General features: G+C 67.9%; 24 protein-coding genes. 14 read left to right on the top strand and 10 right to left on the bottom strand.

The annotated features are described in order from the left end of the window. The first annotated feature begins 31 nt into the window (after window positions 1-31). From TFU_RS12690 to TFU_RS12680, 3 genes are all read left to right on the top strand, one after another. A complete protein-coding gene (locus TFU_RS12690) occupies window positions 32-871 on the top strand; it encodes a biotin--[acetyl-CoA-carboxylase] ligase (protein WP_016189199.1) in 840 nt (279 codons plus the stop codon). A gap of 182 nt (window positions 872-1053) precedes the next feature. After that, window positions 1054-2064: an adenylate/guanylate cyclase domain-containing protein gene (locus TFU_RS12685; RefSeq protein ID WP_011292975.1), complete on the top strand. Its 1011-nt coding sequence runs from the start codon at window positions 1054-1056 to the stop codon at window positions 2062-2064. A gap of 97 nt (window positions 2065-2161) precedes the next feature. Beyond that, complete coding sequence (locus TFU_RS12680; protein WP_011292974.1) at window positions 2162-2791, top strand: MBL fold metallo-hydrolase; 630 nt, start codon at window positions 2162-2164, stop codon at window positions 2789-2791. A 15-nt stretch (window positions 2792-2806) separates the two neighbouring features. Here the strand turns inward: TFU_RS12680 and TFU_RS12675 are convergent, their stop codons facing one another. The 3 genes from TFU_RS12675 to TFU_RS12665 form a co-directional block, all read right to left on the bottom strand. Beyond that, complete coding sequence (locus tag TFU_RS12675) at window positions 2807-4090, bottom strand: sensor histidine kinase (RefSeq protein ID WP_011292973.1); 1284 nt, start codon at window positions 4088-4090, stop codon at window positions 2807-2809. Between the two features lie 26 nt (window positions 4091-4116). After that, window positions 4117-4785 carry a response regulator transcription factor gene (locus TFU_RS12670; RefSeq protein ID WP_011292972.1) on the bottom strand — a complete coding sequence of 223 codons (669 nt, stop codon included), beginning with the start codon at window positions 4783-4785 and terminating at the stop codon, window positions 4117-4119. Between the two features lie 237 nt (window positions 4786-5022). Then, the gene (locus TFU_RS12665) at window positions 5023-5490 is read right to left on the bottom strand and encodes a GtrA family protein (RefSeq protein WP_011292971.1); all 468 of its coding nucleotides are present in this window, start codon (window positions 5488-5490) and stop codon (window positions 5023-5025) included. 107 nt (window positions 5491-5597) lie between these two features. Between TFU_RS12665 and TFU_RS12660 the strand changes: the two genes are divergently transcribed. Both TFU_RS12660 and purE read left to right on the top strand, forming a co-directional pair. Beyond that, window positions 5598-6755, top strand: a complete 1158-nt coding sequence (locus tag TFU_RS12660; protein WP_011292970.1) for a 5-(carboxyamino)imidazole ribonucleotide synthase — start codon at window positions 5598-5600, stop codon at window positions 6753-6755. Beyond that, on the top strand, window positions 6752-7285 hold the full coding sequence (gene purE, locus TFU_RS12655; RefSeq protein WP_011292969.1) for a 5-(carboxyamino)imidazole ribonucleotide mutase: 534 nt from the start codon (window positions 6752-6754) through the stop codon (window positions 7283-7285). The genes TFU_RS12660 and purE overlap by 4 nt, the downstream gene beginning before the upstream one ends. Before the next feature lie 66 nt (window positions 7286-7351). On the opposite strand, the gene TFU_RS12650 is transcribed toward purE, so the two are convergent. The 4 genes from TFU_RS12650 to TFU_RS12635 all read right to left on the bottom strand — a co-directional run bounded on the left by TFU_RS12650 (window position 7352) and on the right by TFU_RS12635 (window position 11645). Continuing rightward, a complete protein-coding gene (locus tag TFU_RS12650; protein WP_011292968.1) occupies window positions 7352-7768 on the bottom strand; it encodes a CoA-binding protein in 417 nt (138 codons plus the stop codon). Between the two features lie 36 nt (window positions 7769-7804). Beyond that, the gene (locus TFU_RS12645; protein ID WP_041428149.1) at window positions 7805-9136 is read right to left on the bottom strand and encodes a UDP-glucose dehydrogenase family protein; all 1332 of its coding nucleotides are present in this window, start codon (window positions 9134-9136) and stop codon (window positions 7805-7807) included. Between the two features lie 221 nt (window positions 9137-9357). Beyond that, the gene (locus TFU_RS12640) at window positions 9358-9987 is read right to left on the bottom strand and encodes a hypothetical protein (RefSeq protein WP_011292966.1); all 630 of its coding nucleotides are present in this window, start codon (window positions 9985-9987) and stop codon (window positions 9358-9360) included. Window positions 9988-10115: 128 nt separating this feature from the next. Next, complete coding sequence (locus TFU_RS12635; protein WP_011292965.1) at window positions 10116-11645, bottom strand: LCP family protein; 1530 nt, start codon at window positions 11643-11645, stop codon at window positions 10116-10118. Between the two features lie 262 nt (window positions 11646-11907). On the opposite strand from TFU_RS12635, the gene TFU_RS12630 reads away from it, so the two are divergent. Beyond that, entirely contained in the window at window positions 11908-12921 is a 1014-nt protein-coding gene (locus TFU_RS12630; protein WP_081430452.1) for a glycosyltransferase family 2 protein, read from the top strand. A gap of 41 nt (window positions 12922-12962) precedes the next feature. Here TFU_RS12630 and TFU_RS12625 read toward each other — a convergent pair whose 3' ends face one another. Together TFU_RS12625 and ispD are read right to left on the bottom strand one after the other, a co-directional pair. Further along, window positions 12963-13730, bottom strand: a complete 768-nt coding sequence (locus TFU_RS12625) for a glycerophosphodiester phosphodiesterase (RefSeq protein WP_011292963.1) — start codon at window positions 13728-13730, stop codon at window positions 12963-12965. Continuing rightward, window positions 13727-14476 (bottom strand): 2-C-methyl-D-erythritol 4-phosphate cytidylyltransferase, encoded by a 750-nt coding sequence (gene ispD / locus TFU_RS12620; RefSeq protein WP_011292962.1) that lies wholly within the window; start codon window positions 14474-14476, stop codon window positions 13727-13729. Before ispD ends, TFU_RS12625 begins: the two co-directional genes overlap by 4 nt. Before the next feature lie 427 nt (window positions 14477-14903). On the opposite strand from ispD, the gene TFU_RS12615 reads away from it, so the two are divergent. The 8 genes from TFU_RS12615 (at window position 14904) to TFU_RS12580 (ending at window position 21800) form a co-directional block, all read left to right on the top strand. Next, window positions 14904-15734 (top strand): ABC transporter permease, encoded by an 831-nt coding sequence (locus TFU_RS12615; RefSeq protein ID WP_011292961.1) that lies wholly within the window; start codon window positions 14904-14906, stop codon window positions 15732-15734. Continuing rightward, window positions 15734-16519: an ABC transporter ATP-binding protein gene (locus TFU_RS12610; RefSeq protein ID WP_011292960.1), complete on the top strand. Its 786-nt coding sequence runs from the start codon at window positions 15734-15736 to the stop codon at window positions 16517-16519. Before TFU_RS12615 ends, TFU_RS12610 begins: the two co-directional genes overlap by 1 nt. A 95-nt stretch (window positions 16520-16614) precedes the next feature. Then, entirely contained in the window at window positions 16615-17475 is an 861-nt protein-coding gene (locus TFU_RS12605) for a hypothetical protein (protein ID WP_011292959.1), read from the top strand. An 8-nt stretch (window positions 17476-17483) separates the two neighbouring features. Continuing rightward, window positions 17484-18122, top strand: a complete 639-nt coding sequence (locus TFU_RS12600; protein ID WP_011292958.1) for a DUF5941 domain-containing protein — start codon at window positions 17484-17486, stop codon at window positions 18120-18122. A 17-nt stretch (window positions 18123-18139) separates the two neighbouring features. Continuing rightward, a complete protein-coding gene (locus TFU_RS12595; protein ID WP_011292957.1) occupies window positions 18140-18871 on the top strand; it encodes a sugar phosphate nucleotidyltransferase in 732 nt (243 codons plus the stop codon). A gap of 5 nt (window positions 18872-18876) precedes the next feature. After that, window positions 18877-19926: an iron-containing alcohol dehydrogenase family protein gene (locus TFU_RS12590; RefSeq protein WP_011292956.1), complete on the top strand. Its 1050-nt coding sequence runs from the start codon at window positions 18877-18879 to the stop codon at window positions 19924-19926. Next, on the top strand, window positions 19904-20674 hold the full coding sequence (locus tag TFU_RS12585) for a CDP-alcohol phosphatidyltransferase family protein (RefSeq protein WP_041428148.1): 771 nt from the start codon (window positions 19904-19906) through the stop codon (window positions 20672-20674). Before TFU_RS12590 ends, TFU_RS12585 begins: the two co-directional genes overlap by 23 nt. Before the next feature lie 295 nt (window positions 20675-20969). After that, window positions 20970-21800, top strand: coding sequence for a glycosyltransferase family 2 protein (locus TFU_RS12580; RefSeq protein WP_104612880.1), 831 nt, complete (start codon window positions 20970-20972; stop codon window positions 21798-21800). Between the two features lie 73 nt (window positions 21801-21873). Here the strand turns inward: TFU_RS12580 and TFU_RS12575 are convergent, their stop codons facing one another. Next, entirely contained in the window at window positions 21874-22488 is a 615-nt protein-coding gene (locus TFU_RS12575) for a malonic semialdehyde reductase (RefSeq protein WP_016189187.1), read from the bottom strand. Window positions 22489-22553 lie beyond the last annotated feature (65 nt).

Below are 22553 nucleotides of genomic sequence, written 5' to 3'. Positions count from 1 at the left end.
AAGGCGGCTTCGCCGTTGCTTGAATGGGACTATGCCTTCTTCGCTCCACTCCGACCTGAGCAGGCCGCCCCTGGACCAGCAGGCGCTCCACCAGGCCCTGGTCCAGCCGGGAGCGCTGTGGACCAGCGTCCACGTCGTGCCGTCGCTCGGATCCACCAACACCGAGCTGCTCGCCCAGGCGCGGCAGGGCGCTCCCGCGGGCACGGTGCTCGTCACCGAGCACCAGACCGCGGGACGCGGCCGGCTCGGCAGGTCGTTCCACACCCCGGCGCGGGCCGCACTGACCTTCTCGGTCCTGCTGCGCCCCACGGTCCCGTCCGCCCGCTACGGGTGGCTGCCCCTGCTCATGGGGGCGGCGACCGCCGCCGGGGTGCGGCGGGTCGCCGCGGTCGACGCCCAGGTGAAATGGCCCAACGACGTTCTCGCCCAAGACCGCAAAATTGCGGGCATCCTCTCCGAAGCCGTCTTCGGCCCGTCCGGGCCGGCCGTGGTGATCGGCACAGGGCTCAACGTCACCCAGACCGCGGCGGAACTCCCCGTGCCCACGGCCACCTCGCTGGCGCTCGCCGGAGCGTCCTGCGTCGACCGCGGCCTCCTGCTCTGCGCGATCCTGCAGGCGTTCGCGGACCGCTACACCCGCTGGGTCGAGCACGATGGGGACGCTGAGCGCAGTGGACTGGCCGCGGAGTATCGTTCTGTGTGTTCTACTCTTGGTCAACAGGTGCGCGTCCACCTCCCCGGCAACAGCGTGGTGGAGGGTACGGCCATGGGGATCGACACGGACGGGCGACTCCAGGTACGCTCCGACGGCGGTCGCGACCACGCCCTGACCGTGGGAGACGTCGTCCACGTCCGCTTCGCCGGCCCCTGACCACCTCCCGCTTCGCCCATCCGCCGGCCCGCAGCCCTTCAAGCAGGTGTTTCTTGACGGGGAAGCCCGAGAAGGGCTAAACCGACAGTCATGCGCGCCTCACCTCGCTAGGAGGGGTGTCGGCTCACCCATGTCCAGCGGGCGTCACCCCTACCGCCCCGACCTCGAATACGAGAGAACCCATGCCGTCTCGTCCTGACCCCAAGGAGACCGAAGCCGTCCTCATGGGAGGCGAGGCGCGGTATACCCGTGATGAGGTGGTGCGACTCGCGGGAACCTCGCCTGAGTTCGCCGCCAGGATCTGGCGGGCGCTGGGATTCGCTGCCCGCGAGGACGACGTTCCCGCTTACACCGACAGCGATGTCGAGGCGATGCGGGTCACCGCCCGGCTGATCCGCGACGGTCTCCTCACCGAAGAGGCCTCTATCCGTCTCGCCCGCGCCATGGGCCAGACGATGATCCGCCTCGCCGAATGGCAGACCAGCATCCTCACCACCCTGTCGTACAAACCGGAGGTCGACACCGACGGGCATCTGGGACCGCTGGTGGGGCTCGCCAAAGAGCTGCTGCCCGACATGGAGACCCTGCTGCTGCATGTGTGGCGCCGCCAGCTCGTGGCGGCTGTCTCGCGCAGCCTGGCAGTCCAAGAACAGCAGAGCGAGGACGCTTCCCCCCACTACTTTCCGCTCATCGTCGGTTTCGCGGACCTGGTCTCCTTCACCACGCTCAGCAGGGAACTGGACGAGGTCGCCCTCGCCGACGTGGTGGAGGGGTTCGAAGCGACCTCCGCCGACATCGTCGCCTCCTGCGGCGGCCGGATCGTCAAAACCCTGGGGGACGAGATCCTCTACGTCGCCGACGACGCCCGCTCGGCCGCGGACATCGCCCTGCAGCTCGCCGCCGGCGTCAAAACCCACGTCGAAGTGCCGGACGTGCGGGTCGGAGTGGCCTACGGTCCGGTGCTGGCCCTCCTCGGCGACGTGTTCGGCACCACGGTCAACCGGGCCAGCAGGCTCACCTCCTTCGCCCGCCCCGGCACGGTCCTCATCGACGAGGCCCTCGCCGCCCAGCTCAAAGACGAAGAGGGCTTCCAGGTCGTAGCGGTGCGCGCCCGCCACGCGCACGGCCTGGGGCAGCTCCAGCCCTACGCGCTGCGGCGCAGTTTCGGGTCGGCAGCGGCCGCACGCGGGTGACCCCGCCGCGTTACTCTCCCACGGCTGCCGGGAAGGCCTTGAACGAAGAGGTCGCCCGCGCGGTGCCGTGAGACGACGGAAAGCGGTGGTACATCCCATGACCGACAGTCCTGACACGGCAGTTCCCGTCACGGTCAGCGGGGTCGTCACCTCGGGAGTGCTGCCTCCCGAAGCCCGGACCCGGGAAGGCAGCGCCAACGTGTGGATCATCGGGGACGACCGCGGCGCGATCGTGATCGACCCGGCGCACGACCCGGTGGCGATCTCCCGCGGTCTCGGTGACCGCGAACTGATGGCAGTCGTGTGCACGCACGCCCACGAAAGCCATGTGAACGCAGCGGAAACCCTCGCAGACCTCACCAGCGCACCGATTCTGCTCCACCCGGCTGACCTGCCGCTGTGGTACCGGCGCCACCCCCGCCGCGAACCGGATGCGCCCCTGCTGGACGGGGAAGTCCTCCAGATCGGTGCGGTTGAACTGGAGGTGCGGCACACCCCCGGATACACCCCTGGCTCGGTCTGCCTGTATGTGCCTGCGCTCGCCACCGTGTTCACCGGTGACACCCTGCTCGGGCACGGCGCGAGCGGAGAGTATGCTCCGGACGACCCGGAGACGCTCCGCACTTCGGTGGCGGGACGCCTCTTCACCCTGCCGCCGGAGACCACGGTCTACTCCGGGCACGGCGCCGCGGCCCCGATCTCCGCCTGGGCAGCCCAAGCGGAGTGAGACGGGAGCGGCGGGTCAGGCAGGCCCCGTGGTCCGCGCCAGAGTGGCCCGGCCCGGGGGGAGGAAGAGCGCGAACGTCGTCGGCTTGGACTGGATGAACTCCACCCGGGCGCCTTCGGACTCGGCGATGTGCCGAGCCAGCGCCAACCCCAGTCCGGTGCCGTTGCCGCTCGTCACTTCACGCTCGAAAATGCGGGGGACGAGGTCTTCCGGAATCCCTTCGCCTTCGTCGCTCACCTCGATCCGCACGGACTGTCCGGTTTCGACGCGGCGGACAGTCACCGTGCCAGCCCCGTGCTTGAAGGCGTTCTCCACGAGGGTCGCCAGGATCTGGGCCAGGTCGGTGGGCACGGTCATCGCGGTCAGCCCCGGCTGGCCGGCGAGCTGGATCTTCCGCCCGGCCTGGGTGAACACCGGCCGCCACTCTTCCATGAACTGCTCGATCACATCGTCGATCGCGACCGGTTCCAGTTTGGGGTTCTGGGTGCGGCGGGCTCGTCCGAGCAGGCTTTCCACGATGTCGACGAGCCGTTCAGTCTGGGCGAGCGCGGCCTCGCCCTCCTCGCAGACCACATCGGGTTTGTCTGCTTCAGCGATGATCTCTTCCAGCCGCATCGACAGCGCGGTCAGCGGAGTGCGCAACTGGTGGGAGGCGTCGGTAGCGAAGTGCCGCTCAGTGGAGATCAGGCTGGCGATGCGTTCGGCGCTGCGGTCTAAGACTTCAGCCACGGCGTCGGCTTCGGGAATGCCGTAGCGGTGCCCCCAGGGGCTGATGAATCCGGAACCGAGCCGTTCTGCGGCTGCCGCCAAGTCCACGAGCGGCAGGGTGAGCCGTCTCGCCTGCAAGATCGCCAGTCCTACCGCCACGCCGATCGCCAGCAGGGACAGGGAAGCGATCCCCAACCAGGCGCTGATGATCTCCTCGCGCACCCCCCGGGTGTCCCGCCACACCGAGATGGAGGCTCCGCCGGCGGAGACCACAGTCGCGTTGAGCGCTGCAGGCGCGTCGGAAGCGTGCGGATCGTACTCCCAGCCTCCGGTCACCACGGTGGAGGAGCCGCTAGGAGTGATCTGGATATGCCGCTGGGGGTAGACCTTGGCGAAGTAGGCGGCGTCGACGCGGCCCTCGCGCATGAGCTGGGTGTCCACCTCGGTGCCGATGATCTCGGCTTCCCGCTGGAGTTGGTCGATGTTCGCGTTGTTCACCTGTTGGTAGGTGAGCGCCCCCAAGGGCAGCCCGAGCAGTAGTACCGCGACGATGGCCACCACGAGGGTGGAGAACAGCATCCTCCTGCGCATAGTGCCTCGTCAACGCCGCGGGCGCCTCACTCCTTCTCGAACCGGAAGCCGACCCCCCGCACCGTAGTGATGTAGGAGGGCTGGTTGGCGTCGTCGCCGAGCTTCCGGCGCAGCCAGGAAATGTGCATGTCCAGTGTTTTCGTGGACCCCCACCAGTTGGTGTCCCATACCTCCCGCATGATCTGCTCCCGGGTGACCACCTTGCCCGCTTCGCGGACCAGGACCCGCAGCAGGTCGAACTCTTTCGTGGTCAGTTGCAGTTCGCGGTCGCCGAGCCAGGCCCGGCGGGAGTCCGTGTCGATGCGCACCCCGTGGACGACGGGGACTTCGCCGCCGCCGCGGCGCAGCAGGGCCCGGACCCGGGCCAGCAGCTCTGCCAGGCGGAAGGGTTTGGTGACGTAGTCGTCGGCCCCCGCGTCCAGTCCGACGACGGTGTCCACCTCGTCGGCCCGGGCGGTGAGGATGAGAATCGGAGTTCCGTGCCCTTCGGAACGCAGCCGCCGGGCTACTTCGAGCCCGTCCAGTTCGGGCAATCCCAAGTCCAAGACGAGCAGGTCGATGTCGCCGCTACGGGCACGGTCGAGTGTTTCCATACCGTCGACGGTGACGTCGACTGAATATCCTTCCCGCCGGAGCGCGCGGGCCAACGGTTCAGAGATCGAAGCATCGTCTTCGGCCAGCAAAACGCAGGTCATAGCACTGATCGTAAGACTCTCGCTGAGATTTTCGGGTTACGCTCGCCGATGGACCAGAGATTTCCTAAAAATGTGCAACTCCTGTCTTCGCCAGGTGTTGCCTATTTCGCGCAGTCCTCTGGTCCTAGAGATAGCGGCTCTGTGAAAAAAGAAGTTTACTGAGCAAATAATCCTTTTTGTTGTTGGCCTTGTCGAAAGTAAGTAAAAACCTTTTTACGAAAAATTGAGTGAATAGGGCTACCCCTGCTCCGCTTCTGCGGCAGACACCCGGTGCGGGGCGCGGAACACCCACCGGCGGTAGCTCCAGAACCGGAACAGGGTGCCCAGGCCCACCCCCACCACATTGCCTGCGATGTTCCGTGCCAGCGGGCCGTCCAGCCCGAGGACCGCGATCGTGAACCACAGGCAGGCGACCTGGATCCCCAACCCCACCGCGTTCAACCCGAAGAACATGACATACGACCACAGCAGATGGCCGTGCGAACGGTGCCGGAACGTCCAGAACCGGTTGCCGAGGAACGCCACCACGGTGGCGCAGACCGTGCCCAGCGCCTGCCCCACGAGTTCCGGAAGGCCCAGCGCATACCAGAACACGTTGGTGGCGACCAGTTGCGTCACATAGGCCACCGCGCCGACCACGCCGAATTTGGCCAGCTCGTGGATGAGTTGGGCGAAACGCTGGTACACCGTGGAGAGCAACCGCACGAGCCGTTCCGATCTGAACCAAGAGGATTACTAGACTTTTCCGGGTTCCCGCGTCGGTGGAAAGCGGGGCCGCCCCCCAGTATCCGTGAACGAGAGGTGAGGCAGCCGTGAGCGAGACTAACCGGACCGTCCCCGTCGTCGGCATGGTGGGAGGCGGCCAACTCGCCCGGATGACCCACCAGGCGGCGATCGCGCTGGGCGTGGACTTCCGCGTCCTGGCGGCCCGCCCCACCGACAGTGCGGCGCGGGTCGTCGCCGACGTGCACCTCGGCGACGACCGGGGCCGCGACGACCTGCTCGCCTTCGCCAAAGACAGCGACGTGGTGACGTTCGACCACGAGCACGTCCCCCAGCCGGTGCTGCGGGAACTCCACGACGCCGGGATCGTGCTGCGCCCCGGCCCGGAAGCGCTGCACCACGCCCAAGACAAGCTGGTCATGCGCACCCGGCTGAGCGAACTCGGCGCCCCCTGCCCGCGGTGGCGCGGCATCACCAGCCTGGACGAGGTCACCGAGTTCGCCGGGCAGACCGGCTGGCCGGTGGTGCTCAAAGCGGCCCGCGGCGGCTACGACGGCAAAGGCGTGTGGGTAGTCGGCGATGCAGCAGAGGCCGCGGCCGTCGTAGAGCGCGCCGCCCGCGAGCAGGTCCCGCTGCTGGTCGAAGAGAAGATCGCGTTCCGCCGGGAACTCGCGGTCCAGGTCGCCCGCTCCCCCTACGGCCAGGTCGCGGCCTACCCGGTGGTGGAGACCGTGCAGCGCGGCGGAATCTGCCACGAAGTGATCGCTCCTGCCCCCCACCTGTCCGAAGACCGGGCGGTGGCCGCCCAGGAGCTCGCCATCGAACTGGCCGCTGCGTTGGACGTGGTGGGGCTGCTCGCCGTGGAACTGTTCGAAACCGACACGGGTGTCGTCGTCAACGAGCTGGCGATGCGGCCGCACAACTCCGGCCACTGGACGATCGACGGCGCCTGCACGTCGCAGTTCGAACAGCACCTGCGGGCCGTCCTGGACCTGCCCCTGGGGTCGCCGCGCACTGTGGCCCCCTTCACGGTGATGGCGAACCTGCTCGGCGGGCACGACCCCCACGTGTTCAACCGCTACATTCATGTCATGGCCCGGGACCCGGAGCTGAAAGTGCACTTCTACGGCAAAGAAGTTCGGCCCGGCCGCAAGATCGGACACGTGACCGTGGTCGGGGACGACCCCGAAGCCCTGCTGGAGAGAGCTAGAACTGCCGCCGCCTACCTCAAGGGAGACGCACAGTGAGCCAGAGCCCGCCCGCCGTCGGCATCGTGATGGGAAGCGACTCCGACTGGCCGTTCATGGAAGAGGCAGCCGAGGCACTGGACGAGTTCAGTGTCCCCTACGAGGTTGACGTGGTCTCGGCGCACCGGATGCCGCACGAGATGATCGCCTACGGCTCCCAGGCAGCGGAGCGGGGCCTGAAAGTCCTCATTGCCGGGGCCGGCGGGGCAGCCCACCTGCCGGGCATGCTCGCCTCGGTCACTCCGCTGCCGGTCATCGGGGTGCCGGTCCCGCTGAAGTACCTCGACGGGCTCGACTCGCTGCTGTCCATCGTGCAGATGCCCGCGGGAGTCCCGGTGGCCACGGTGGCGGTGGGCGCGGCCCGCAATGCGGGCCTGCTGGCAGTGCGGATCCTCGGCGCCCACGACGAGGAGCTGCGCGCGAAGATGGCCGACTTCCAGGACGACCTCAACCAGCAGGCCAAAGCCAAGGGGGAGCGGCTGCGCCGCAAACTCACGGAAGGCTCCTCGTTCGGCTTCGGCGCCCGCTGAGCCCGGAGCACCCGCCCAGCGACATTCCGAGCCCGGCCCTGGATCGAGCAGTCTCGTCGGCCGGGCTCATCCCACCAGGCGCGGCCATTCGATCGCGGGACAGCGGTCCATCACCATGGTGCGCCCCGCGGCCAGCACCCGGTCGGCAGCGGCAGGATCCACCACTCCCAACTGGAACCACACGCCCTGGACTTCAGGCCGGGTGAGCGCCTCGTCGGCAACCGCGCCCGCCTCTGCGGAGCGGCGGAACACGTCCACCACGTCCACGTCGAAGGGAATGTCGGTGAGCGAGGCGTACCCCCGCTCACCGTGCACTGTTGCCGCGGTGGGGTGCACCGGCACGATCCGTTTGCCGCGCTCCTGCAGGAACCGGGCCACCGAGTAGGCGGGGCGGTGCGGATTGGCGCCCAGCCCCACAATCGCCCACACCTCGGTGTCCACGAGCAGCCGGCGGATCGCTTCCGGATCATTGAGCTGTGCCATACCGTGTCCCCCTCGTGCGGAACAGCAACGGGCCGGTCACGGGCGCCCAAGAGCCCGGTACGTCCAGCCGCGGGAACGCCAGTAGTCGGGGTCCAGCGCGTTGCGGCCGTCCACGATCCGCTTCTCAGCCACCACCTTGCCGAGCTCGTCCGGGTCGGCATCCCGGAACTCGGCCCACTCGGTGAGGAGGAGAACCACTTCGGCGTCCCGGACCGCTTCCAGCATCGTGTGCGCGAAGTTCAACTGCGGGTAGGCGCGCTTGGCGTTCTCCAAAGCCTCCGGGTCGTAGACCGTGACCCGGGCGCCCAGCGAGTTGATCGTAGCCGCCACGTCCAGTGCGGGAGAGTCCCGGATGTCGTCGGAGTTCGGTTTGAAGGACGCGCCCAGCACACCGACGGTGCGTCCGGCGAAGCTCCCGCCGATGAGGCCGCGCGCGATGTCGATCGTGCGGGCACGGCGCCGCTGGTTGATGGCGTCGACCTCGCGCAGGAACGACAGGGCCGATTCCACTCCCAGCTCGTCGGCGCGCGCCATGAACGCGCGGATGTCCTTGGGCAGGCAGCCGCCGCCGAAACCCAGGCCAGGGCCGAGGAACTTGCCGCCGATCCGGTCGTCGTAGGAGAGCGCCTTGGCCAACTGGATCACGTCCGCGCCCACCGCTTCGCACACCTCGGCCATCGCGTTGATGAAAGAGATCTTGGTGGCGAGGAACGCGTTGGCGGAGACTTTGACCAGTTCCGCGGTCTGCAAGTCGGTGACCAGGAACGGGATGCCCCGTTCGATCTGGCTGGCGCAGATTTCCCGCATCACCTGCTCGACCCGGGGGGAGTCGGTGCCGAGGACGATCCGGTTCGGGTTGAGCGTGTCTTCCACCCCGTGGCTTTCCCGCAAGAACTCCGGGCTCCAACCCAGTTCCACGGCTTCACCCGCGGGGGCGAGGGCCCGGAACCGGGCGGCGAGGCGGGCCGCGGTACCCACCGGCACCGTGGACTTTCCGATGATGACGGCGGGCCGAGTCAGCAGGGGGGCCAGCGTGTCGACCACGGCGTCGACATACCGTAAGTCGGCTGCGTTGGAGTTGGCCTGCTGCGGGGTCCCGACACAGATGAAGTGCACGTCAGCGAAGGCCGCGACTTCGGCGTAGTCGGTGGTGAAGCGCAGCCGGCCAGCGGCCAGGTTGCGGTTGAGCACCTCTTCGAGACCCGGTTCGTAGAACGGCACCCGACCGGAGGAGAGGCTTGCGATCTTGCTCTGGTCCGTGTCGAGCCCGAGGACGTCGAACCCCAGGTCCGCCATGCACGCGGCGTGGGTCGCTCCGAGGTATCCGGTGCCGAGCACCGCGATTCTGAGGCGCTGCTTCTCCGCCAATGGAATCAGTCCTTCCTCACCGACCGGCCTAGGAATGCTATCTGCGGGCTGTTCCACCGCCCCAGGGCCCCCTCCGGGTCACGTGCCGCCACGACCGCTCACTGGCGTGCACGAGGGGCGGTTAATCCCAACACGGTAGTCGGCTTGAACCCTGTCGAACTCCCGCACAGCACAACAGACTGCAAGAAATTGGACAGCGTCTGGTGAGGCAGGACCGTGGTTTACCGTCCGTCGCCGAACACCCGAGTGTGATGGTCGTCATCCCCCGCCAGCGGATGGATGCCGTCCTCGCCGCGGCGGAACGGGAGAGTCGTCCGAGTAGCCAGGTCGTCGGCCTGGTCGGAGGCGGGAGGCGGGTCTGCGGGAGGCGGCGGGGTCGGCGTGGGGCCGCGTTCCCGGGCCGGGGGCGGAAGCGGCGGGTACACCTCCTCGGACCAGGGCTGGCTTCGCGAACGCCATCGGGACGGCACGAGCGCGGAGAGGAACAGCAGCGTGCCGAGCGTGCACAAGAGCGGCAGCCCGGGGCCCAGCGGATGGACCAGCGAGTCGGAGCCTACCAGCCACGCCGGGAGGAGCTGCGTCAGCGAGCCGGGGTCGAGGAGCGCCCACAGGGGGCCGCCGAGAAGCACTCCGCCGGAGACGAACGCAGCAAGCGGCGAGAACCGGGTTGCAGCGAGGACTGCGCCGAGCAGGCCGACCCCCATCAGGACGGCGCAGGCGGTGGGCAGCGGGACGCTGGACTCCTGTCCAGCGGCGTGTCGAGCGATCTGATCGCCCGCCCATGCCACGCCGACCCACAGCAGCGGGGTGACCGCGACTCCGGCGAGCAGACCGAGCAGGTGGCGTACCACGGGCCCTCCTTAACAACCGGTGTTCTCTCTCCCTACCACCGGGAGGCAGGAAACTCACTTCTGTCCGCCTCACCGGGACAACGCGCGGTAGCCGCCCGTGGTTTCCGGGACCGCGTACGGCCCGGAGTTCACCGGCACACGTTCTCCGCTGCGGTGCGCGTGTGCACGGTCTCCCGGCCGCCGACGTCCACCGGCTGCTCGGCAATCGGGGAGGCGGCGTGGGCGGGTACGGCTACCCCGGTGTGGTTCACGCCGGCGATCACTTGGACGCGGCCTCCCAGCCCCGGGTCGACTTCGGCGCGCGCCCCCGGAATGCTCTCCACGAGCAGGGTGGCGGCGTCCTCGCGCTCCGGGGAGTAGCGGACCAGGGTCTCGGCGAGGTCCTGCTGCGGCCAGTTCCCGGCGCTCTCCGGCACCTGGAACCCCGACTCCAGCAGTTCGACACGCACCTGGGCGCCCAGCCCGGGAATGGTGGTGCCGTTGTAGACCTCCACGGTCACCTCGTCCGGGGAGGGGAGGGCTGAGTCTTCCGCGGACTGCGGCTGGGGGATGGGCCGGTCCGCAGCGATCGCGGTGAACAGTTCGGTGGCGTGCTGTTCATGCCAGGTGACCGCGACTTCGCCGCTCGGCGTCCAAAAGTCGATCCGGTCCACCGGAACCTGGGTAAACGTGACGTCGTCGAGGCCGAGGGAACGCAGCTGCGTGCCCAACTGGATGAGGGCAGCGGTGTCCAGCGTGTCGTCGACCGTGATCGAGCCGAGCGCGGTCTCCACGAACTGGGCGAGCCGGGCCGGGTCGCTGAGGATCTGCGCATTGAGCGCCTCGTCGAGCAGTGCGGCCAGCACCTGCTGCTGCCGGTCGATGCGGTCCAAGTCGCCGTGCGGGCTTTTACGGGTGCGGGCGAAAGCCAGCGCTTGGGTGCCCTGCAGGCGGTGGGTTCCGGCTTCGAGGGACAGGTGGGCCTTCTCGTCGTGGATCGCCTCGGGCAGGCAGACGGTGATCCCGCCGAGCGTGTCCACCACTTCCACGAACCCGGTGAAGTCGATCTCCACGTAGTGGTCGATGCGCACCCCCGTGGCCGCTTCCACGGTCTGCACGGCCAGTTGCGGTCCGCCCAGGGAGTAGGCGGCGTTGATCTTGTCAGGGCCGTGGCCGGGGATCCGCACCCAGGAGTCCCGGGGGATGCCCACCACGGTGATGTGCTCCCGCTGGTGGTTGAGGTGGACCAGCATCATGGTGTCCGAGCGCCGCCCTTCGACGTTGCCCACCCCCAGTTCGGAGCGTTGGCGGGAGTCCAGACCGCTGCGGTCGTCGGAGCCGATCACCAGGAAGTTCAACGCGCCCTGGGAGGCCGGGGGACGGTTCTCGTCCAGCAGGCCCGTGAAGACGTCGTAACGGTGCAACTGGTCAGAGAGCCAGCCGGTGACCGCCCATGAGCTTCCCGACACCAGCAGGACCACAGCGGACAGGAACCCGCACAGCAGTAGTGCGGCGCGGCGCCGTCGGGCGGCCGCGCTGGGCAGCCACGGCAGCTGGTCTGCGGGGGCGCGGCGACGGGGCGGGATGTTCTGATGCGGGGGGAGCGGTCCCGACCGGATCCGTCGAAACTCGGGTACTTCCCCTAACGGGCGGGGTGTGTCGTTACCGTCCTCGTTCACCGGTTGTCCTCCCGAACCATCCGGCCCGCCGCTGCCGCGGGAGCAGTCCGAGCCGCCGACTCTTCCAGAGTGGCAGCACCACCCTTCCGGATCGGGAAAATCCGGTTACGGCGTGTTGCCTCCACGTCCCGTCCACCGGGATGGGACGGTCGTCGAGCGGATCCCGGGCACCGCTGTATGCAGTACCGTTGCGACAGCGGATTCCCGCACTCACATACCCAGATTCCTTCCCGGATCGCGTGAAAATCTTGTGGATATGCCCGTGAGCTGGCCTGCCGTTTCGGTTGTCATGCCTGTCCTGAACGAGGAACGCCACCTCGCCTCCGCCGTGCGCCACGTTCTGGAACAGGACTATCCAGGTGAAATCGAGGTCGTCCTGGCCGTGGGGCCGTCCAGCGACCGCACACAGGAGATCGCTGACGGACTCGCTGCGGCGGACCCGAGGGTCAAGGTGGTGCCCAACCCGTCAGGCCGTACCCCGTCCGGACTCAACGCGGCTATCGCTGCGTCCTCCCACGACATCGTTGCGCGCATCGACGGCCACGCCATGATGCCCTCCGACTATCTGCGGATCGCGGTGGAGACGCTGGAGGAGACCGGCGCGGACAACGTGGGCGGCATCATGGCCGCGGAGGGGGAAACCCCGTGGGAGAAAGCGGTGGCCGCCGCGATGACGTCGAAGATCGGCGTGGGCAACGCCCGCTTCCACACCGGTGGGGAGAGCGGGCCCGCTGACACCGTCTACCTGGGCGTGTTCCGGCGCTCCGCCTTGGAGCGGGTCCAAGGCTACGACGAGGCGTTCCTGCGGGCTCAAGACTGGGAGATGAACTACCGGATCCGCATGACCGGCGGGACCGTGTGGTTCCAGCCGCGGATGCGGGTGTCCTACCGGCCGCGCCCCAACGTCCGGGCGCTCGCCAAACAGTACTTCCACTACGGGCGGTGGCGCCGGGTTGTGGCCCGGCAGCACCCGGGCACCCTCAACTTCCGCTACCTGGCTCCGCCGGTTGCGTTGACCGCGATCGTCCTGGGCCTGGTGGGCGGGTTCTTCTTCTGGCCGGCGTGGCTGATCCCCGGCGGCTATGTGGCGGCGATCCTCCTCGCCTCGATTCCGCTGGGCTCCGGACTGCCGCTGGCTTCCCGCCTCGCGCTCCCGGTGGCGCTGGCCACCATGCACATGGCGTGGGGGGCGGGCTTCCTCACCAGTCCGCCGAGCCTGGGCTCCGACTCGCGGACTGCGCAGGCGCGGCGCCAGCAGAAAGCCCAAGCCAACTGAGTGCACGGTCCTTTCCCCAGCCTGGGGAAAGGACCGGTGTCCTATGCAGAGGACGCGGCCGTAGCGGTGAGGGCCTGCACGGTGCCGGGAACATCGTCGACGACCACGGCGGCCACTCCGGCAGCGGCGAGGCGCGCCGAGTCCGCCGGGTCGGGGCACCACGACACCACCTGCAGACCGGCGCGGTGCGCGGTCGCAACCGTCTCCTCAATCGAGCGCCGCCCCGGGCGCTCCGGTTCGCCGCCCAGGCCGAACGATCGGGCATCGACGGCGACCAGGGCGCAACCCAGGGCCACGGCCCCGGCGAGGGCGTGGTCGACGGGGTTGCGGACGAACGGCATCCAAGCGGTGGCCACCCCGGGCACCTGTTCCTGCACTGCGAGCAGGGCAGAGGGGTCGAAGGAGCACACGAAGACCCGCTGGAGGCGCGCGTGCCGCTTCAGGTACGGCGCGAGCAGGCTGACCGTGCGCCGGGCAGGCGGGTCGACAGCGTCCTCCAGCACAGTTTTCACGTCGAAGTCCAGGCCGATGTCCGAGGGGATCGCTTCCAGGACCTCGTCGAGGGTGGCGACCCCGGCGGCCCGGGCTTCCGCGGCGGGCAGGTCCACGATGAGCCGCCCGTCAGGCAGGGCAGCGTTGTGGTACGCCAGCAGGACGTCGTCGGCGCTGCGCCGCACGTCGATCTCCACCCAGGAGGCGCCGTGCGCCACAGCCGCGGCGCACGATTCGGGGGTGTTCTCCACCAGGCCGGCAACGGTGCCGCGGCCGAAGCCGCGGTGGCCGATGACCTCGGTCGGGACGAATATCACTGCGCCACCCCGGTGCGGAGCAGGGCTTCAGCCACGGCAAGGTCGCTGGGATGGGTCACTTTGATGTTGCTCTCCTCCCCGGTGACGATACGCACGGGTTCCTCAGGCAGGTAGCGCAGGACGACACCGCAGTCGTCCGTGGCGGTGAACCCGGGTTCGGCGAACGCTCGCGCATAGGCCCGGCGGATCACGCCGAGCCGAAAACCCTGCGGGGTCTGCATCCGACGCAGCGCAGCGCGGTCGGGGACCGCGGCGATCACTTCGCGTCCAGAGGCGTCCAAGGTGACCTGGACCACGGTGTCACTGGACGGTACAGCCACGCCGACCGCGCCGACTTCGGTAAGTTCAGTCACACAGGCAGTGATCGTGCGGCCGCTGACCAGCGGACGCGCGGCGTCGTGCAGGAGCAGCAGGTCGTTGTCGTCGTAGTCGTCGACTGCCTGCAGGGCGGCGAGAGAGCTCTCGGAACGGCTCGCTCCTCCCGGAACGATCCGGGACACCTTGTCGTACCTGCCTTCGGCGAGGATCTTCTCCGCTTCCGCGAGGTGGGCGGCGTTCATGACCACGACGACCTCGTCCACCTCTGGGGCGGCGCACAGGGCGGCGACCGAGCGTTCCAGGATGGTCTGCCCAGCCAGCCGCAGGAGCTGTTTGGGGTGCGCACTGCCCATGCGCGACCCTACGCCGCCGGCGAGGACAGCAGCGGCGACCCGCGGCCGGCGGTGCGCGGGCTGATCGAGCGACATGGCCTCTCCCGGGGTGACAGCAACACAGCGGCGTGACAAGGAGAGGCTAGCCCACGGTTCCGGAACACTCTGGGCAGCGATTCAACAATGGAGGAACAATTCACCGCGAATGGGACAGCAGGGCGGTATCACCGGTAACCTTAGGACGCCTGGAATCACAGGGCCACCGGTCGTGCAACCATGGATCTGGTCCCGGTGTTCTCCCGGAGAGGCGGCGGACGTGCCCCAGCTTTCGTCAGCGGCGCCGCTCACTCCTGAGCATCCCCGCCACAGATGTGGCATGTCATGACGGTGGCCTCGAAATATCCGCCGTGGCGCACTAGCGGCCCCGTCGGAGACTTCGGATGCCACAGGCAAACCCCTACGAATCCCACGGCGATCTCTATCGCGCGATCGTTTCCATACGACTGCATCCTGAGGAGGTGCGGTGGCGTCGAGGACGCTGGACGTCTGGCAACACCGGAAAGTCGTCAGACACCTGGTCCGCCGTGACCTCAAAGTCAAGTACCAGAATTCGATCCTCGGTTACGCCTGGTCGATGTTAGAGCCGCTGGCGATGGCCTGCGTCTACTACTTCGTCTTCGGCGTGGTGTTCGCGGCGACTGGCGGAGCGCGCGAGGCACCGGGCGGCCCGGACGCGCCCGGGGGCTACGCCCTGTTCCTGCTGTCAGGGCTGCTGCCGTGGATGTGGTTCAGTGCGGCGCTCAGCGACGCGCCCCGCGCACTCACCACCCACTCCAAGCTCATCACCACGATGAAAGTGCCCCGGGAGATCTTCCCCCTGGCCATCGTGCAGACCAAATTCGTGGAGTACCTGCTCACCTGGCCTGTCCTGCTGATGTTCGTCGTGGTGCTGCGGGGCGAGACCGGGTGGAACTTCTTCTGGGTCATCCCGGCGATCGCGGTGCAGTTCATCCTGTCGCTGGGGATGACTCTGCTGCTCTCCTCCATCAACGTGCTGCTGCGCGACGTGGAACGGATCGTTCGTATCCTGAATCGAGTGCTGTTCTACAGCACGCCCGTCATCTACCCGCTGTTCCGCGTCACGGAGATTGACGCGCTGCCCGACTGGTTCAAGTGGCTCTACCAGCACAATCCGCTGGCAGGGATTTTCCAGATGCACCACGCGGTGTGGTACGCCAGCGAAGCGCCTCCGGCGTCCGTCTTGTGGACGACGGTCGGCGGAGCCATCCTGGTGATGTTGGTTGGGTACGTCACGTTCCGACGACTGGAGAGCGCCGTCCTTAAGGAGCTGTAATGGCGGAGCCGATCATCGAGGCTGAAAGGCTCGGTATCAAGTTTGCGACGAACCGCCGGCGCAAACGCAGTCTGCGGGAGATGTTTATTCACGGAAACCGGCGTGACCCCAACCGAGGTGCCTCCGATTTCTGGGCGCTGCGCAACGTCTCCTTTACGATCACTAAAGGCGAGTGTGTCGGTATTGTCGGCAAGAACGGGACGGGTAAATCCACTCTGCTCAAATTGATCGCCGGGGTGCTGATCCCCGACGAGGGCAGAGTCACTGTCCGCGGAAAAGTCGCTCCGCTGCTGGAGCTGCGGGCCGGGTTCAACGACCACCTCACCGGGCGGGAGAACGTCTACCTGGTGGGCGCCCTGCACGGGATGAGCAACGAGATGCTCCAGGAGCGGTTCGACGAGATCATCGAGTTCGCCGAGATCGAGTCGCGGTTTATCGACACCCCGGTGCGCCATTACTCCAGCGGCATGAAGGTGCGGCTCGGATTTGCGCTCATCTCCCAACTGGAACACCCCATCATGCTGGTGGACGAGGTGCTCGCGGTGGGGGACAAATCCTTCCGCAACAAATGCTACGACGCCATTGAGCGAATGCTGCAAAACCAGCGCACCATGGTCCTGGTCTCGCACAACGAAGGCGACCTCAAACGCTTCTGCGACCGCGGCCTGTACATCAAGAACGGCGAACTGGTGTTGGACACCGACATCAAAGCCGCCCTGGACGCCTACAACGCCGACACCAAGGCGGAGATCGCCAAGCGGAAGAAGAAGAGCAAAGCCGCCTAAGCCGTCCCGTTCCGCCCCGTGTGGCCCCTTGCCAAGCGGTCTGTGGCCGGGTAACCGTTGACACCTACAGAACGTGTGTGGGAAAGGCGCGGCGAGTGACGGAGACCGGAGTACTCACCGCCTACGGGATGCGGCCGCTGGCCGAGCCCGTGGTGCGCTGGGCGGTGCGGCGAGGCACCACTCCGGCTGCCATGGCCCGGGCCGGGGCCGTCCTCACCGCAGTGGCGGCCGTGTGGTTCACCGACACTGCCCTGATGGGCAGCCTCGTCGGGACGCTCGCGCTGGCGCTGGTGCTCTACTGCGACGCGGTCGGCTCTCGCATAGCGGAACACCGCTGCGATGCGCTCAACGCCTGGGCGGTCGCGATGCTCAGCCGGGTACGCGAATACGTGCTCTTCCTAGGACTGGCGCTCGGCGCGTCCCTGGCAGGCCAGACCGACGTCTGGCTCTGGGCGGCGGGGGCACTGACCGCCCACGCGGTCCGCGAATCAGTGGCGGAGGCCCGCGCGGCACACCGCCCGGAGGCTCAGCCCCGGGACGCGTCCAGGGGAGCGCCCCCGCCGATCGAAGCGATCGACCCCAGCTACCGCAGCCGGGAACCGGCCGACCCCGACTTCACCGCGGAGCTCCTCGGCCTGGCCCGCGACCCGGACGACACCGCTGAGCCGCCCGGAACCGTCCGGCTGCGCCCGGCCCCTGCGTCCCAGAAGACCAGGGACCGTGGCGCGGCGCCCGGGAACGCCGCCCCACCCCGCCGGAGGCGGCAGGCCGTGTCCCGCGGACGCGCGGGGAGGCTCCTCCGCGACGTGGCCCGGTTCGGCCCGTCGGAGCGCTTCCTCGTCATTGCCGTTTCGGTAACGATTTGGCATGCATCGGTGGCTTTCGGGGCGTTGATCGCCGGATCCGTGGCTGCTATGGCAGTTGCCACATTGCTTCCGCAATCCGACTCCCGGTAAGGCCCACCATGAGCTCTGCGACGCAGTCTCCCCACGTTGACCTGCGTTTTCTTCGAGACGACGGGCATTTGAGCACGGGCATCGGCGTTCTCGTCCAGGGCGCGCTTCCGCCGGTTCTGCCGGCTTTCGCCGGAATCCTGGTGATGGGAGTCTTGTTATTCACCGGTTTTGAGGATCTGAACGGGGTTACCCTGTTCGCACCGGCGGCGGCACTCCTCTTGTCGGGAGTGGCTTCCGCGCATCCGCACAATGGGCGGTTCGACTGGATTGTTCCGCCATTGCTGCGAGCAGCCGAATACCTGTACCTCTGTGCGCTGGGCTACGGTTCCGGCGTACCAGGTCCCCTAGTATTCGCACTTGTCGCGTTAGTCATCTTCCATCACGGTTCCGCCGTACGCCGGGTACGCCACGGTATTCCCCCTTCCGAGTGGGCCAGGCTGGCTATGCTGGGCTGGGACGGTCGGATGCTCCTCATCGCGGCCGGAGGGGCGCTGGGATGGCTGCCCTTCACCTACGGTCTGCTCCTGGGCTATCTGGCGGTCCTGCTGGCGTGGGAGACCACCACAAGCTGGCTTTCGGCACCGGTGACCGCGGTGGCGGTAGAACCACGTGAAGGACAAGGGGGCGCTGTGGCCTCCGACAACTGAGGGAGGGAAGCGCCGACATGCTCGGCATGATTCTTGCCGCTGGGGCAGGGCGCCGGCTGCGCCCGTACACCGACACGCTGCCCAAGGCTCTGGTGCCGGTCGATGGTGACACCACCATCATGGACATCGCCCTGCAGAACCTGGCCTCGGTGGGGCTCACCGACGTAGTGGTGATCGTCGGCTACCGCTCCGAGGCGGTGGAGGAGCGGCGCGAGGCACTGGAACGCCGCCACGGCGTCAAGATCACCACCGTCTTCAACGACAAGGCTGAGGAGTGGAACAACGCCTACTCCCTGTGGACTGCACGGGACTACTTCGCTGAGGGCGTGGTGCTGGTCAACGGTGACACCGTGCACCCGGCCAGCGTGGAAAAAACACTACTCGCCAACAGGGGACCGGAGATCGTCCTCGCGGTAGACACCGTGAAAACACTTGCTGATGAAGAGATGAAGGTGGCTCTGGACTCCTCCGGACACCTGCAGCGGATCACCAAGCTGATGGACCCCGCGACAGCCGCAGGCGAGTACATCGGAGTCACCCTCATCGAGGGGAGCATCGCTGGCCGCCTGGCAGACGCGCTCCGTGCCACCTGGGAACGCGACCCCCAGCTCTACTACGAGGACGGCTACCAGGAACTGGTCGACCGAGGCGAGAGGATCGCTGTGGCGCCGATCGGCGAGGTCGACTGGGTTGAGGTGGACAATCACGACGATCTGGCTCGCGCTCGGGAGATCGCATGCCGCTACTAGCCCGGATGCTGGCCTCGCCGCTCTCCATTGACGTGCGGCGGGGAGCGATCGCGGACCTGGGACTTCTCCTCGCGGATCGGAGGATCGCCAATGAGGGACGGATCGCGGTGGCGGTCGGCCCCGGCCAGGGCGCCCGGATCGTCGCGGACCTCAACCTTCCCCACTGCGAGGTCTTCCAGGTCGACGAAGGTACCGTCGACGTCGCCAACGAACTCGGCAAGAAGCTGCGGACGGAGGCTTTCGAAGCGGTCGCGGGGATCGGCGGCGGCAAGACCATCGACGTCACTAAATTCGCCGCCACCATGGCGGGAATCCCGATGATCGCGGTCGCCACCAACCTCTCCCACGACGGCATCGCCTCCCCGGTGAGTTCGCTGGAGCACGAGAGCGGCAAGAGCTCCTACGGGGTGAACATGCCGGTCGCCGTCGTGGTGGATGTGGACTACGTCCGCTCCGCACCTGACCGGCTGGTCCGCTCGGGGATCGGGGACGTGCTCAGCAACCTGTCCGCGATCACCGACTGGGAGCTGGCCGGCAAGGAGATGGACGAACCGGTCGACGGGATGGCCGTCACCTTCGCCCGGGTGGCCGCCGAGTCCGTGCTGCACCGCCGCGACTCCGTGGAATCCGAGAGCTTCCTCACCGCGCTCGCCGAGGCCCTGGTGCTGTCGGGGATGGCCATGTCGGTGGCCGGGTCGAGCCGGCCCGCTAGCGGCGCTGACCACGAGATCCTCCACGCCATCGACCAGCTCTACCCGGGGACCAGCAACCACGGAGAACTGGCTGGGCTGGGCACGCTGTTCGCCTTCTTCCTCCGCTCCCGCTACCTGGGCCACGGGGAACAGCAGCTCGAGGACATCCGCGCCAGCCTGCTCCGCCACCGGCTTCCGACTCTCCCCTCGGACGTGGGGCTGGACGAAGAGCAGTTCGTCAAAGCCGTGGTCCACGCGCCGTCCACTCGGCCGGGACGCTACACGGTCTTGGAGCACCTCAACCTCTCCGAAGACGAGATCAGGCGGAGCGTTCGCGACTATGTCCAAACCTTCGGTCGCTGAGGTGCGGGCCGGCGGCCAGCCGGAAGGAATCAAAGAGCGGGTCAACGAGGAGCATTGGGCGGGACGCCTCTACATGCGGGCGATCTCGCCCTATGCGAGTACGTTCTTCGTGCGCCTGGGGGTGCCCCCGAACCCGATCACCTACCTGATGGTGGTCTGCGGTGTGCTCGCCGGGGTCGTCGTGGCCTTCGGCGGGCTGTGGTCGGCCCTGCTCGCGGCCCTGCTCATCCAGGTCTACCTGCTGTTGGACTGCTCTGACGGCGAGGTCGCCCGGTTCACCGGGCGTACCAGCGTGACCGGTGTCTACCTGGACCGCATCGGCCACTACTTCGCTGAGGTCGCCCTGCTGGTCGGGGTAGGGATCCGGGCGCAAGGAGAGTTCACAGCCGGAGGCTGGGTGGTCGCCGGACTGGCCGCGGCACTCGGCGCCGCACTGATCAAGGCGGAGACCGACAACGTGGTGGTGGCCCGGGCCAAGGCGGGGTTGAGCGACCACGTGCCGGCCGCAGCCCTGAATCCCCGGTCCTCGAGCCTGAGCCTGGCGCGCCGGATCGCTTCTGCGCTGCGTTTCCACCGCATCATCCAGGCAGTGGAGCTCTCCCTCCTGGTCGTGGTGGCCGCAGTGGTGGATGCGGTCCGTGGCGACCTGGCTGCCACCCAGGTGCTCATGGCTGCCTGTGTGGCGGTGGCAGCGCTGCAGACCGTGCTGCACCTGGTGAGCATCCTGGCCTCCAGCCGGCTGCGGTGACGCGCGGGCGTTCCGCTCACCCTGCCGGTGTTGATACGGTCGTTACCTGGTTCATGAGACCGTTGAATTCCGTTGTCCTGTCATCCATCTTTGGTGTGTTGAACGGTTGTCGATGAGCGGTTCCGTCCCCTCCCCTAGCGCGACACGGCAGGGTGAGGCATCCGGAGCGGACACGGGGTCCTCCCAGGACGCGCTCCCCTCCGGCGGATCAGTACGGGCCGCGCCGGGGCAGGAGCCATCCGTTCCCCAGCGCGGAGGTAAACAACAGTTGAAGCTCTCCTGTGTGCTGCTGACGATGGGCAATCGGCCGGCAGAGCTGCGCCGGGCCATCGCCAGCGTGTTCGAACAGGAGGGTGTCGACATCGAGGTGGTCGTCGTCGGGAACGGCGCAGACCTCCCGGACTTGGATGAGCGGGTGGTCACCGTGCGGCTTCCCGAGAATGTTGGAATCCCGGCTGGCCGGAACGCGGGAGTGCGGGCCAGTACCGGCGACATCATCCTGTTCCTCGACGACGACGGATGGTACCGGTCCCGCAACCTGGGACGGCACGTCCACGACCGGTTCGCAGCAGACCCCTCGCTCGGTGCGCTGTCCTTCCGGATCTCCGACCCTGACGGCGGCCCGGACCAGCGGCGGCACGTGCCTCGACTCAGAGTGGGCGACCCGGGCAGGTCGAGCCGGGTCACCACGTTCCTCGGCGGGGCGTCGGCGATCCGGCGCACCGCGTTCGAACAGGGCGGCGGGCTGCCTGACGCGTTCTTCTACGCGCACGAGGAAACAGACTTGGCGTGGCGCATCCTGGATGCGGGATACCACATCGAGTACGACGCTGAGGCGGTCATGTACCACCCGGCGACGTCCCCGACCCGGCACGCCGACTTCTACCGGCTCAACGCCCGCAACCGCGTGTGGCTGGCCAAGCGGAACCTGCCCTGGCCGCTGGCCGTGGTCTACGTGGCGGTCTGGGTGGCGCTGACCGTGCTGCGCGAACGTTCCCTCAGCGCACTGCGTCCCTGGTTCTCCGGGTTCTGGGAAGGGTGGCGGACCGACGCGGGGGAGCGCCGGCCGATCCGATGGTCCACGGCCTGGCGGATGACTCTCGCTGGACGGCCGCCGATCATTTGAACGGTCGCAGCGGCGTAGAACGAGGTGTGGCCCACCCCGCGCGGCGGAGTGGGCCACTGTGCATGCGGCGGGCCTAGAGTTCGGTCACCACATCCTCGTAGTCGAGGCGGGGCAGCCGCGGGAACTGGGGATGGTCCGCGCCAGGCTTGCCGATGTTCATGACGACGAGCGTGCGGTACCGCCCGTTAGGGAAGAACTCGGCGTCGATCGCGGCGGCGTCGAAACCGGTCATCGGCCCCGCTGCCAGCCCGGCCGCGCGGACTCCGATAAGGAAGTACCCGATCTGCAGGGACGCGTTGAGTTTCGCGGTCGTCGCGCGGGCTTCAGCGCTGCTGGAGAACATGTCCCGGATGCCCTGGGCACGGTCGGGGAAGAAGCGGTCGGCCTTCTCGTGGAACTCGCTGTCGTAGGCGAGGATGGCGGTGAGCGGAGCCGACAGGGTCTTGGCCTGGTTCCCCTCGGCCATGTGCTGGACGAGACGCTCCCGGCTTTCGCGGGAACGCAGCAGCACGATGCGCAGCGGCTGCGTGTTCATCGCGGTGGGACCGTACTTCACCAGGTCGTAGATCGCGCGGACCTGTTCTTCGGAGACGGGTTCGCCACTGAAGGTGTTCGCGGTCCGCGCCTCCCGGAACAGGAGGTCCTGGGCGTCCTTGGCGAGTTCCAGCGGTTCGGAGATCTGGGACAAGGTCTCTCCTGGAAAGAAAGTACGTCGAATACGGGGCTGTCCGGCGGTGCAGGCCGGATCAGCAA

Source organism: Thermobifida fusca YX (genome assembly GCF_000012405.1).
In the GTDB taxonomy this organism is placed as follows: domain Bacteria; phylum Actinomycetota; class Actinomycetes; order Streptosporangiales; family Streptosporangiaceae; genus Thermobifida; species Thermobifida fusca.
Note: the sequence above shows the minus strand (reverse complement) of the source record. Positions and strands in the feature narration are given on the sequence as shown.

Coding starts and splice junctions, on each gene's coding strand:
- TFU_RS12585 (WP_041428148.1), top strand. CDS start 19,904: ATGTCCAAACCTTCGGTCGCTGAGGTGCGGGCCGGCGGCCAGCCGGAA.
- ispD (WP_011292962.1), bottom strand. CDS start 14,476: ATGTCGCTCGATCAGCCCGCGCACCGCCGGCCGCGGGTCGCCGCTGCT.
- TFU_RS12685 (WP_011292975.1), top strand. CDS start 1,054: ATGCCGTCTCGTCCTGACCCCAAGGAGACCGAAGCCGTCCTCATGGGA.
- TFU_RS12580 (WP_104612880.1), top strand. CDS start 20,970: ATGGGCAATCGGCCGGCAGAGCTGCGCCGGGCCATCGCCAGCGTGTTC.
- TFU_RS12680 (WP_011292974.1), top strand. CDS start 2,162: ATGACCGACAGTCCTGACACGGCAGTTCCCGTCACGGTCAGCGGGGTC.
- TFU_RS12690 (WP_016189199.1), top strand. CDS start 32: ATGCCTTCTTCGCTCCACTCCGACCTGAGCAGGCCGCCCCTGGACCAG.
- TFU_RS12610 (WP_011292960.1), top strand. CDS start 15,734: ATGGCGGAGCCGATCATCGAGGCTGAAAGGCTCGGTATCAAGTTTGCG.
- TFU_RS12675 (WP_011292973.1), bottom strand. CDS start 4,090: ATGCGCAGGAGGATGCTGTTCTCCACCCTCGTGGTGGCCATCGTCGCG.
- TFU_RS12590 (WP_011292956.1), top strand. CDS start 18,877: ATGCTGGCCTCGCCGCTCTCCATTGACGTGCGGCGGGGAGCGATCGCG.
- TFU_RS12595 (WP_011292957.1), top strand. CDS start 18,140: ATGCTCGGCATGATTCTTGCCGCTGGGGCAGGGCGCCGGCTGCGCCCG.
- TFU_RS12650 (WP_011292968.1), bottom strand. CDS start 7,768: ATGGCACAGCTCAATGATCCGGAAGCGATCCGCCGGCTGCTCGTGGAC.
- TFU_RS12670 (WP_011292972.1), bottom strand. CDS start 4,785: ATGACCTGCGTTTTGCTGGCCGAAGACGATGCTTCGATCTCTGAACCG.
- TFU_RS12600 (WP_011292958.1), top strand. CDS start 17,484: ATGAGCTCTGCGACGCAGTCTCCCCACGTTGACCTGCGTTTTCTTCGA.